This window comes from Bradyrhizobium sp. UFLA03-84, assembly GCF_002289535.1.
GTDB lineage: Bacteria > Pseudomonadota > Alphaproteobacteria > Rhizobiales > Xanthobacteraceae > Bradyrhizobium > Bradyrhizobium viridifuturi.
In genome coordinates, this window is record NZ_NSJY01000020.1 from 263246 (window position 1) to 272926 (window position 9681).

The following is a 9681-nucleotide window of genomic DNA, read 5'->3' on the forward strand; positions in this document are numbered from 1 at the left end:
TTTTGAAGATCATGCGGACATCACACGTTGCTTTCATCCTCGCCGTGCTCGCGCCGGCGCTCTACACGGCTATCCCATTCATCTCGAGCCCTGTCCGCGCAGAGGATGGCGACCGCGCGCTGCTCGCGACGTTCTGCGCCGGCGCCAATATCAAGGGATCGACCTGCACGCGGGCGAAATCCTATCCCGGCGGCCGGGCCTGCGACGTCAAGCTGACCAAGGAGCGCTACGCCGGCCGTTTCCTCGCTGCCGGCAATGCGCTGCTGGTCGTGGACTATGAAAGCGAGTGCGAGCCGCACGCGACCGATTTCGGCGGCGTTGCGCTGTTCGAGCAGGACGGCAAGACCACCCGCTTCATGCGCTTCCTGCCGGGCGCGCAGGGCCATGATTGCATCGTTGTGCCGAAGGACGCGCAGCAGGACGCGCTGGTCTGCACGGTCGGTCACATGGGCCAGGGCATCCTCGAAAGCGCGGTGGCACGGATGGAGTTTGCCAGCAAGTCCGGCAAGCGGATCGAGATCACGCCGGACTTTCTGCTCCGGGCCGAGGATGCGGTCAGCGCCTATGGCGCCAATGTCGTGATGTGCAACGAGGGCCCGAAATATTTCGGTCTCTCCAACCTCGCCGCCGGCCCGCGCCGCAACACGGTTGCGGTCGACGTCGACTATGCCGACGACGAGATCATCCGCACCGCCTGCGGCGAAGGCTTTCCGAAGCCGAAGGAGCTTTACCACGACCTCTTGCCCGGCGAGGCCTTTGTGCCGGAGGGCTCGGAGAAGACGAAGCGGTTCATCATCGACCTCGTGACCGGCAAGGCCGCGCCAGCGAATTAGAGGCCGCGCCAGCGAATTAAGCGAATTATAAGGCCGCACCGGCGGATTAGCGCGCCGCGACAGCGAGCCGGCGCGATCTCGCCGGCAGGCCCCGGAGGAGCTCAAGGCCTCGACCGGCGCCAGCGCCGGCTCACCGTCGCGCGGCGCGCGCTCACATGACCGATGCCGAGATAGGAATGCCCGGGCGTTCTTCCGATCGCGGATACGTCGTCCATGCCGGACCAACCGGACGCGCGCGGGGAGGTTTCATTAACTCGCGGCCACCTGGCGCCGCGCGCTTCGCCTCTTGAGCGCGACCGGTTCAATGCATCAGTTCACTTTCCTGCCAGATCATGTGCACTTTGTGCCACAATGCACGTGCTGGTTGCCGAACCTAATCCGCTTTCGCACGTCAAACATGTGTTTGATAGTGGGACGCACGGGTTCAGAATGTGGAACCAGGGCGAGTCGGATGGAACCGGCGGAGTCGATCATGGGCGAGGATTTGAACCGGCAGCGCGTCTTGAACTTCCTCGACGTCTATTACGCCGGCGGCATCGAGGGCGCGCTCGAACGCTGCAGCGACGATGTCGCGTTCCTCGCCAACGCCCCGATCGACATTCTCCCGCATATGGGCCAGCACCGCGGCAAGGCCGCGCTGCGCCAGATGTGGACCACGATCCACGAGCGCTATTCCGACATGCGCTATGAAGCGCCGATCGTGGTGGCCGAGGGCGACAGGGTCGCAGCGCAACTCCGCGTGTTCTTCCGCAAGCGCACCAACCGGCGCGTGGTGCAGTTCGACGTCGCAGTGTTCTACACGCTGCGCGACGGCCTGATCACCGAGATCCGCGAGATCATCGACACGTTCGACCTCGTCCAGCAGGTGCTGGAGCGTGACGTGGCGGCGGCGCTGACCGGGCAGCACGCGGACTAGCCCCCAAATCTCGGCAACGCATCGTGGCGCCCCGCCCGGCAAATTCGCAACCGCGTTGAACCTCGAAGGCGCGCCACTGACCTATCACTGGGCTTGTTGCGGTCGGGGCTGAAATCACCATGAAAGTCGCATTGCTCGCTGTGCTTGGCCTTGCACTGGGCGCCCTCGGCGGCGCCGCGCTCGGCATCGGAGCCGGGCTCACCTGGATCGGAATGGCCAAAACCTCGGGTCTCGACAGCGGAACGCTGGTATTCTTCACCTTCATGCCGCTCGGCGCCGCGATCGGCGGCATCGGCGGGGCGCTGCTGTTCGCGGTGGTGGCGATCCGTGACGCCGAAATCGTGATCGAACGGCAGCCGGTGCGGCAGCGCGACCGCTGAATTGCGTGACCGGAGCGCTTCGAGCATCACATTCCGGTCAGATCCGGCGCAATTGTGCATTGCAAAAAAGTCATTTGCGTTTTGCCCGTTCCGGACTATTTGAGCCGGCAATAGCGATGTGCAGCAACCTGGCAAGGCGTCGGCGCTGACCGCCTGCCATTCGTTTGCTTTGAAAATCCAGTTTCAAGACGAGACCAAAATGACAGAGCATAGCCTCTGGCGTTTTTCGCGCGCATTGCATCGCGCGATCAATGAACGCCAGCTTGCAGACATCGAGCAGATGCTCGATGACGAGGTCGAATGGGCCATCTACGGGCCGATCGACTTGTTTTCCTTCTTCGGCTCGCGCCGCGGCAAGGCCGCCGTGCTCGAGGTGATCAGGCAGATCGGCGAGAACCTTCGGGTGCACCGCTTCGATCGGGAGTCCATCATGCTTGGCGTGGATTCCGCGGCCTCGATGCTGCGCTATTCGCTGACGGCCCTCGACTCCGACAAGCCGATCTCGCTCAGGGTTGCGCATTTCGTGCAGTTCAGGGCTGGCAAGCTCTCGAGCTTCCGCATGCTGGTCGACAGCTTCGACCTGGTCGAGCAGACCGTCGGCTATCCGATCCATCTGCCGCGCATCGCGGTCTGACGGCCCTCGGTTTCACGCCTTCGTCATGTCCGGGGCGCCTCGGGCGCGCAGCGCGCGTTCGGGGTCAAGCGCCCCGGCGGCGCGATGTTTTGACGCGTCATCTCCCCGCGAAGCGGCCTCCGCTTCGCGCCGCAAACGCTGCGGCGATCACGCGTCTATCACTTGCTTTCGCTATGTCCGTGCCACTAGTTTGCGCCACGGCAAATGCATGCTGCCGCTTTGGAATCTGCGGGCTGGGAATGACTTCCACATTGCGATTTGGCTGGGCGAGGCTGCCGGTGCTGGCGGCCGGCTTCAGCATGGCGATCACGCTTTCGGCCGTCGCCCAGAGCTCGCCATGGCAGATCGCTCCCGCCGTCCAGGAGACTGCGACGGACGCCCCGAAAGACACCCCGGAAGACAACGACGAGGCGACGCCGGCGGCCGACGCCAATGACGCCGACATCCTGAAGGACATCGACCAGAGCAAGCTCGACTGGAGCCAGCTCGACACTGATTCCACCAGCCTCCCCACGCTGGCGCCGAAGGGCGCCGCCAGGCGCGGCAGCATCGCCGGCAACGATCCGTCCTGGACCACCAACAACAACGCCAACGGTTCGTCGGCGGTGTCGGTCAAGCAGTCGATCTCGCCGTTCCTCGACACCCGCGTCGGCGCCGACATGACGGTCGCCAAACCGGGCCCGACGACGACATCGGAGCAATTGTCCGAGCGGCTCGCCAATGGCGGCAGCCAGCCGCAATCCGGCGGCTCGGCCTGGGCTTCGATGTCCGCGCCCGGCGTGGCGTCGATCTGGGACAAGACCTCGGTCGAGGCGCGGATCGACCCCGGCGCCGACCAGAGCAAGGTCGGCACCTCCCTCAGCAAATCGATGCCGCTGTCGGAGCAATATTCGCTGACGTTGCAGGGCGGCTATAATTTGATCCAGCAGGGCGTGGTCCCGGTGCCCGGCATCATCGGCACCCCCTCGCACAGCTACGACACCGATCAGTCAGCACGGCTGTCCGTTACCGACAGCGGCACCAGCATCACCGCGGGCCAGACGCTGTCGTCGACCTCCGACGAGCGGTGGCTGCGCCGGATCGGCGCCGAGCAGAAGCTGCTCGACGGCGTCACCGTGTCGGGCTCGGTCGGCGAGACCGCCCAGGGCACGATCAACAAGAGCATCGGCGCCGGCTACAAGCACTCATGGTGAACGATCTGTTAGCCCTGTCGCGCTAATGATCAGGCATTGCCCCAACTTGGCCCAGATGCGGTCAAATTCGGCGGCACTGATAGGTCCGTAACTTCATCAATTCGTCGTGCGGGGGACAAGCCGCGCTTCGCTATTGCGAACCAGGGGAAAGCCGATGAACGCCACCAACCGTACCGAGGAAGCCACAGAGGCGACGTCCGAGGTCGATTCCAACCTTGCTGCGGTCTCGGAAGTCGAAGCCGGCATCCGCGACTTCGTGCGCAACGACATCGCCTATTTGCGCCGCCCGGTGGCGAGCCCGGAGACCGCCCCGACCGACACCAACACCGATGCCACCGTCAGCAACGTCAACTCGCTGATCCAGCGCGTCGCCGGCACCTCGCTTGCCGAGATCGAGAAGCTGATCGGCGAGCTCGAGAGCCTGCGCGACCTGCTGCATGCCGAAGGCCAGCGCGTCCAGCGCGAGATCTCCGGCTATGCCCAGCTCAGCCAGGCCGCGATGAAGTCGACGCGCATGATCGCCGACAACGTCTCGCAGTGGAAGCGCGCCGCCGACGGCCTGCGCAACAGCTGATCCCGATCAGTCTTTAAGCCGGCAGGCCGCCGCCTCCCGACCGGGAGGCGGCGGCTTCGTTTTGCATGCCCGATCTGGCATAGAACGTTTCGTTATTCAGCGCAGTGTAAACTGTGCGGCATCAATTGTTGCGAAGCCGATTTGAACGTTCGATGCCGAGCCCGCGTCCAATCCGGAATTCGCGTCCGGACCTCGCCTGGCGCGGGCGTCCATTTGGAGAGATTTCATGCAGAGCGTCCGGCCGGATAACGCCGATCCGATTCCGCTGCGCCAGCCGCAGCAGGGCATCGGCACGATCATGATCCGGTTCATCGGCATCCTGGCAGCCGCGACCGTCGTGATGGTGCTGATCTGGAATCGCTAGAGAGTCTCTGGAAGAAGTGTGACCCAGTCAGCCGGCGGATCACATTGGAAAGCGCGAATACACGTACCAGGCGCCGCCGAGAGCGCCCGCAGTTACAGACGGTCGATCAGCGATCGATGCTCGCGGTGGTCTCGAAGGAATAATTGCCGTCGGCAAAACCCTTCACGACCAAACCGGTCGCCAGCATCACGACAACCGTTACCGTCGCGAAGATAATTCCGACGAGTTTCAGTGCGCTGCGATCTGCCATTGTATCCCCAGTCGTGCTTGCCCGGATGTCCGTGCCCTCGAACTATAGGCAGGGACAAAGGTTCAAAATGCGTTAGCAAAAAATGAGTTCCACGCAACGCACAACTACGTCGGCAGCAGACTTAGTCTGCCACCATGGCGCCCGGGCAACATCAGAGGCGCGAGGGCAACATCAGGAACCGGGATTCCGGCGCGGCACGAAGGCGGTCGCGAGGAAGGAGAACACCACCTCATTGCGCTGATTGACGCCGGTGTTGCGCGCCTGAAGGATGCCCCATTCGGGCCGCTTTTCGGACGTGCGCTTGGTCTCGACCTGGTTGGTGAAGCTGATCGTATCGCCCGCCAGCACCGGTCGGATCCAGCGCAGCTCGCGGAAGCCCGGCGAGGGTCCCCAGACCGCGACCGTCTCACCGCGCGCAGCGGCTTCCGCGGCGAGCCGCTTGCCGTCGGCGACCAGCAGCTTCATGCAGACGCTGGCGACGTGCCAGCCTGATGCGGCGAGCCCGCCGAACAGCGAGTTGCGCCCCTCCTCCTCGTCGAGATGAAAGCGCTGCGGATCGAACTGCGCGGCAAAGCGCTTGATGTCCTCGGCGGTGAAGGTGAAGGAGCCGAACGCGCGCCGGGCACCGATCTCGATATCTTCAAAGAAACGCATCTTAGTTACCCGCGCCGTCCCGGCGGCTGACGATGATCGGCGACTCCATCTCGCACAGCATCTCGCCGCGCGCATTGCGGATCGTGCCCTTGAAGGTGACGATGCCGGTTTCGGGCCGGCTCTTCGAGACCCGCGCCTCGACGACGTCGACGTCCAGCGTCAAATCGTCGCCCGGACGCAGCGGCGCCACCCAGCGCATCTCGTTGACCCCGGGCGAGCCGAGCGAGGCGGTGCGGCCGATGAAGCCGTCGAACAGCATCCGCATCATCAGCGAGCCGAGATGCCAGCCGGAGCCCGACAGGCCGCGGAGCATGGATTTCTTCGCCGCCTCCTCGTCGAGATGCATCGGCTGCGGGTCGAATTCGGCGGCAAAGGCGAGGATTTCCTCGCGCGAAACATGGCGCGGGCCGAACGTGCCGAAGCGGCCGGGCTTGAAGTCTTCGAAGGTCAGCGTGGTCATTGGGTGAGGATATGCCGGAGGGAAGCCCGATTGTGGCCGTTATTTGCAGCAATCACAACCGGCCCACTCGCATAGCTCGCCCCTGGACTGCCGGCGCCCGGTCCGGGGCCAGGCTTGGCGAGACCGATTGGGCTCCTGCGGTATCGATCCCAAAGGTCGCGGAGGCGCTTTGGCGCCGTTCGCTCCCTTGGCCGGCGGAACACCTCATCCCGACGGACGCCTCTCCGAAGGCTCCCGGGACGAAGTGATCACGCCGGGGGTGACGCAGTAGGATGAACGAGACGCGAATCATATTTCGGACTGCCGGGAGAACCACGATGTTCGATTTCCAGGATCTGTTTCAGTGGGACCGCTTCATCACGCCCACGATCATCAAGACGTTCTACTGGCTGGTGATCGCGGTCATCGTGCTGTTCGGGATCTCCGGCATCCTGTGGAGCCTCACGGCGATGGCGATCAGCCCGTTCGTCGGCTTCATCCAGTTGCTTGCGTCGATCGCCAGCATGTTCGTCGGCATCGTGTTCTCACGCATCATCGCCGAGTTCATCCTGATCGTATTCCGGATCAACGAGCATCTCGGCGCGATCCGCGACCGCGACGGGGGCATGCACTGAGGCCTTCGGCCGCCGCGCAAGAGGCCGCCGCCCATGCCGTGGTTAATCCGAAGTAGTGCCCGCGCGCAAATGCCGGCGAAATTCCGACCGGGATCTTAAATCCGCTCGCGTATCACACCCTGCATTGCCGAGACCAACGCGGGGGCGTCGTGACTTCGAGGAATGGTTTTATTGCCGTGAGGCCGGGCACCGCGCCGGGCTTCACGACCGAGGATATTCTATGGGCTGTCGGCATCTGGTCGGTGATCCTGACCCTGGCGCCGGTGATCGTGTTCTATCTGCTGATGGTGGCTTAGCGCCGTCCATCGCGTCATTGCGAGGAGTTCGCGACAAAATTGCAAAGCAATTTTGCGCTGAAGCGACGAAGCAATCCATTGGTCCGCACGCGCGGATAAATGGATTGCGGCGTGCGTTCGCGCGACCCGTTGGTTCGCAATGACCATCACGCAAAAAACGCGCGGGCACCGCGCGTTCTTTCCGGCTCGAACAAAGCGGTGTTGTTACGCCGCCTGCTTGTGCATTGTGCCCGACGCCGACGCCGTGCCGCGGATCGCCTTGATCGAGCGTTCGATCGCAGCCCACAGACGGTTGATCTCGGCGGCAGCGCGGCCCTCCGCGTAATATTCGCGAGCGCCTTCACCCTGGCCGAGCGCCATCAGAAGATCGGCGCGGTTGGTGATCTGGCCGCTCCACACCGGTGCGCGGAATTTCGCCAGCGCCTCGCGCGCGATCGCGACGATGCGGCTTTCGGCGCCGTCACGCTGCGCGGGTGCGCCGTTGATCACGACGGCATAGGGCTTGCGCATCGAGCGGCAGGTCTGGATGGTTTCCTGCACCGCGTTGACGTCGAACACGCCTGGCCGCGCCGGAATGATCACCATGGTGGCGTTCTTGATAGAGTCGTCGACCACGGCCGACAGGTTCGGCGGCGTGTCGATGAACACCCACTCGATGCCGTCGCGCTTGGCTTGAGCGATGATTCCGCTGACCGAGTTCACCGCCGTCTTGATCGCCGGCTCGTTGGTGCCGCGCAGCTTGTGCCAGAGCGTCAGCGAGCCCTGCGGATCGGCATCGATCAGCAGACAGGGCTTCGTTGCCTTGTGCACTTGCGCGGCAAGGTGAGCAGCCAGGGTACTTTTTCCCGAGCCCCCTTTACGCGAAGCGAAAACAATCACGTTCATACGTTGGCCTCCAGATTGACCCCAGGAGGCGAAAATGAATCAGCACGCTGATTCGCGAAAGAAAAAACTTCTTGCAATCCGCAAAGCGGCCAAGATTACCGGTGCATTCTGCTTTTTGAGTCACACCCAACTTATGACACAACTGAAAATGGAAGCGCTAAGCGCTTGATTTGACTCACGGCTGACGCTTTTCGGCAGTTTTCGCGCGCTCACGCGCGATCCACTTGCGCTCGATCCAGCCGAGCAATTGCGCGGTGGGTTTCTGCAACAACGGAACATCCTGCGCGAACAAAAGGAGTCCGAGCGGCAGCATCCAGAGCCCCAGCACCGGCAGGAAGCTGAAGATGCCGCCGATGATCAGGAGGATCGCGAGCGGAATCCGCACATAGCGCGACGACGGCTTGCGCAGCCACGCCACGAAGCGCGCCGGCTTCTCCGGAAGCTTGGCCTCGAACCAGGCGAAGTGCCGATCGATCTCTTGCTTGTCGTATTCGCTCACGCATCTCACTCCATCCGTTCCGTCGCGAAACGGATCCTGCAAACAACACAAGCCCCAGAGATGATGATGCGTGACAGCGTCACAAGGCGTCAGTCTGTCGCGCATCGCAGCCTTGAAATCGAAGCCAGGCGATCCGGGCGCGTTCGCGCGCGAAGTGACGTCAGTTCGCGTGAAGACAGCGCAGCAAGCGGGCGACGTTTGCATGCGCGCGATGGGAACCGGATCCGTGCGCTGACCTCAGTGGGTGGACTTCTTCGCCTTGTGCGGCCTGTGGACCTTGCGCTTGGCGGGCCGTCGGTCCTCGCGCTCGCTCGCCTCACGCGGCTCGGGGCCGCCGCGGAAGAAGACGCGGCAGGCCGGCGACAGCTGCGCCTTGTTCCTGATCATGCAGGCCGTGATGCGATCGACGTCGGGAATCTCGGGGCCGCAGAGCCGGAACGCATCCGGCGTGCAGGCCTGCTGCTGGTCGGGCGTGTAGGCCTCGCCTCGGGCCGGCAGCAACAACGTCGCAACGGCGACGGCAGATATCAACGCAAACGAAAAACTCCTTGAACCGGCGGTCCCCATGCGTCCCCCCAAGGTGGCACTAAGGTGTCGTTAAGGCGTCGTTGCGCCGAGTTTGGGTGATGCGACGAAGAAGTGCAAGCGGACGCGATGACACGCCGGCGGCGATCAAGGCGATGGCAAGCGATCTTGCGAACGCCCGAGCCGGCGATGTCACGCTGGAGATCTTGTGGATGGTACAGTTGGGTGGGCTCGAACCACCGACCTCCTGTTCCACAGACAAAGCAAGGGCCCCGCCGGGCTTACGCTATTGCCGCCGCTCCTACGAAAACTGTAGCATTATCAAACAATAACACCGTCGTGCCTCGCCTTGCCTGCGCTGCAATTGGCGCTATGGTGGTAGCTATGTGGTAGCTACAGAGGCTACGGATGGCTGTTTCGAGTATTACGATCCGAGCGGTGCAAGGTCTCAAGCCGGGCGAGACTATTTGGGATGCTGATCATCGCGAAGCGGTGCGGGGCTTTGGCGTCCGGCGCCAACGCGATCAGGCGACCTACGTCCTCAAGTACCGTGTATTCGGTCGGCAGCGCTTCGTCACGATCGGCCCTCACGGCGCGCCATGGA

At 63.4% G+C, this 9681-nt stretch carries 16 protein-coding genes; 9 read left to right on the forward strand and 7 right to left on the reverse strand.

From position 1 onward, the window contains the following. The first annotated feature begins 11 nt into the window (after nucleotides 1–11). From CK489_RS40405 to CK489_RS42035, 7 genes are all read left to right on the forward strand, one after another. Complete coding sequence (locus tag CK489_RS40405) at nucleotides 12–833, forward strand: hypothetical protein (protein WP_143278333.1); 822 nt, start codon at nucleotides 12–14, stop codon at nucleotides 831–833. Between the two features lie 472 nt (nucleotides 834–1305). Continuing rightward, nucleotides 1306–1749, forward strand: coding sequence for a nuclear transport factor 2 family protein (locus CK489_RS40410; RefSeq protein WP_050630421.1), 444 nt, complete (start codon nucleotides 1306–1308; stop codon nucleotides 1747–1749). A 119-nt stretch (nucleotides 1750–1868) separates the two neighbouring features. Beyond that, a complete protein-coding gene (locus CK489_RS40415) occupies nucleotides 1869–2129 on the forward strand; it encodes a hypothetical protein (protein ID WP_050630362.1) in 261 nt (86 codons plus the stop codon). A 199-nt stretch (nucleotides 2130–2328) separates the two neighbouring features. Continuing rightward, nucleotides 2329–2763, forward strand: coding sequence for a nuclear transport factor 2 family protein (locus CK489_RS40420; RefSeq protein WP_198961140.1), 435 nt, complete (start codon nucleotides 2329–2331; stop codon nucleotides 2761–2763). 239 nt (nucleotides 2764–3002) lie between these two features. Then, nucleotides 3003–3956 (forward strand): hypothetical protein, encoded by a 954-nt coding sequence (locus CK489_RS40425; protein ID WP_198961141.1) that lies wholly within the window; start codon nucleotides 3003–3005, stop codon nucleotides 3954–3956. Between the two features lie 154 nt (nucleotides 3957–4110). Further along, nucleotides 4111–4530 (forward strand): hypothetical protein, encoded by a 420-nt coding sequence (locus CK489_RS40430; RefSeq protein ID WP_050630361.1) that lies wholly within the window; start codon nucleotides 4111–4113, stop codon nucleotides 4528–4530. Between the two features lie 226 nt (nucleotides 4531–4756). After that, complete coding sequence (locus CK489_RS42035; RefSeq protein ID WP_167350178.1) at nucleotides 4757–4894, forward strand: hypothetical protein; 138 nt, start codon at nucleotides 4757–4759, stop codon at nucleotides 4892–4894. A gap of 106 nt (nucleotides 4895–5000) precedes the next feature. Here the strand turns inward: CK489_RS42035 and CK489_RS42040 are convergent, their stop codons facing one another. From CK489_RS42040 to CK489_RS40440, 3 genes are all read right to left on the reverse strand, one after another. After that, nucleotides 5001–5144 carry a hypothetical protein gene (locus CK489_RS42040; RefSeq protein WP_167350177.1) on the reverse strand — a complete coding sequence of 48 codons (144 nt, stop codon included), beginning with the start codon at nucleotides 5142–5144 and terminating at the stop codon, nucleotides 5001–5003. Nucleotides 5145–5315: 171 nt separating this feature from the next. Then, on the reverse strand, nucleotides 5316–5798 hold the full coding sequence (locus tag CK489_RS40435; protein ID WP_050630360.1) for a MaoC family dehydratase: 483 nt from the start codon (nucleotides 5796–5798) through the stop codon (nucleotides 5316–5318). A 1-nt stretch (nucleotide 5799) separates the two neighbouring features. Beyond that, nucleotides 5800–6258, reverse strand: coding sequence for a MaoC family dehydratase (locus CK489_RS40440; protein ID WP_095736206.1), 459 nt, complete (start codon nucleotides 6256–6258; stop codon nucleotides 5800–5802). Between the two features lie 317 nt (nucleotides 6259–6575). Between CK489_RS40440 and CK489_RS40445 the strand changes: the two genes are divergently transcribed. After that, nucleotides 6576–6872, forward strand: a complete 297-nt coding sequence (locus tag CK489_RS40445) for a DUF4282 domain-containing protein (RefSeq protein WP_050630359.1) — start codon at nucleotides 6576–6578, stop codon at nucleotides 6870–6872. A gap of 500 nt (nucleotides 6873–7372) precedes the next feature. Here the strand turns inward: CK489_RS40445 and CK489_RS40450 are convergent, their stop codons facing one another. Continuing rightward, nucleotides 7373–8053, reverse strand: a complete 681-nt coding sequence (locus CK489_RS40450; RefSeq protein ID WP_028336032.1) for an AAA family ATPase — start codon at nucleotides 8051–8053, stop codon at nucleotides 7373–7375. A 34-nt stretch (nucleotides 8054–8087) separates the two neighbouring features. Between CK489_RS40450 and CK489_RS42745 the strand changes: the two genes are divergently transcribed. Continuing rightward, nucleotides 8088–8222 carry a hypothetical protein gene (locus tag CK489_RS42745; protein WP_283806308.1) on the forward strand — a complete coding sequence of 45 codons (135 nt, stop codon included), beginning with the start codon at nucleotides 8088–8090 and terminating at the stop codon, nucleotides 8220–8222. A 6-nt stretch (nucleotides 8223–8228) separates the two neighbouring features. Here CK489_RS42745 and CK489_RS40455 read toward each other — a convergent pair whose 3' ends face one another. From CK489_RS40455 to CK489_RS42070, 3 genes are all read right to left on the reverse strand, one after another. Beyond that, complete coding sequence (locus CK489_RS40455) at nucleotides 8229–8552, reverse strand: hypothetical protein (RefSeq protein ID WP_050630358.1); 324 nt, start codon at nucleotides 8550–8552, stop codon at nucleotides 8229–8231. A gap of 237 nt (nucleotides 8553–8789) precedes the next feature. Continuing rightward, the gene (locus tag CK489_RS40460) at nucleotides 8790–9083 is read right to left on the reverse strand and encodes a hypothetical protein (RefSeq protein WP_502694175.1); all 294 of its coding nucleotides are present in this window, start codon (nucleotides 9081–9083) and stop codon (nucleotides 8790–8792) included. 396 nt (nucleotides 9084–9479) lie between these two features. Beyond that, on the reverse strand, nucleotides 9480–9681 hold a 202-nt coding region (locus tag CK489_RS42070; protein WP_210203133.1), incomplete at its 5' end, for a hypothetical protein.

Bases quoted from the DNA above. Each gene is read 5' to 3' on its own strand.
- CK489_RS40405 (WP_143278333.1), top strand. From the start codon at position 12: ATGCGGACATCACACGTTGCTTTCATCCTCGCCGTGCTCGCGCCGGCG.
- CK489_RS40410 (WP_050630421.1), top strand. From the start codon at position 1,306: ATGGGCGAGGATTTGAACCGGCAGCGCGTCTTGAACTTCCTCGACGTC.
- CK489_RS40415 (WP_050630362.1), top strand. From the start codon at position 1,869: ATGAAAGTCGCATTGCTCGCTGTGCTTGGCCTTGCACTGGGCGCCCTC.
- CK489_RS40420 (WP_198961140.1), top strand. From the start codon at position 2,329: ATGACAGAGCATAGCCTCTGGCGTTTTTCGCGCGCATTGCATCGCGCG.
- CK489_RS40425 (WP_198961141.1), top strand. From the start codon at position 3,003: ATGACTTCCACATTGCGATTTGGCTGGGCGAGGCTGCCGGTGCTGGCG.
- CK489_RS40430 (WP_050630361.1), top strand. From the start codon at position 4,111: ATGAACGCCACCAACCGTACCGAGGAAGCCACAGAGGCGACGTCCGAG.
- CK489_RS42035 (WP_167350178.1), top strand. From the start codon at position 4,757: ATGCAGAGCGTCCGGCCGGATAACGCCGATCCGATTCCGCTGCGCCAG.
- CK489_RS42040 (WP_167350177.1), bottom strand. From the start codon at position 5,144: ATGGCAGATCGCAGCGCACTGAAACTCGTCGGAATTATCTTCGCGACG.
- CK489_RS40435 (WP_050630360.1), bottom strand. From the start codon at position 5,798: ATGCGTTTCTTTGAAGATATCGAGATCGGTGCCCGGCGCGCGTTCGGC.
- CK489_RS40440 (WP_095736206.1), bottom strand. From the start codon at position 6,258: ATGACCACGCTGACCTTCGAAGACTTCAAGCCCGGCCGCTTCGGCACG.
- CK489_RS40445 (WP_050630359.1), top strand. From the start codon at position 6,576: ATGTTCGATTTCCAGGATCTGTTTCAGTGGGACCGCTTCATCACGCCC.
- CK489_RS40450 (WP_028336032.1), bottom strand. From the start codon at position 8,053: ATGAACGTGATTGTTTTCGCTTCGCGTAAAGGGGGCTCGGGAAAAAGT.
- CK489_RS42745 (WP_283806308.1), top strand. From the start codon at position 8,088: ATGAATCAGCACGCTGATTCGCGAAAGAAAAAACTTCTTGCAATCCGC.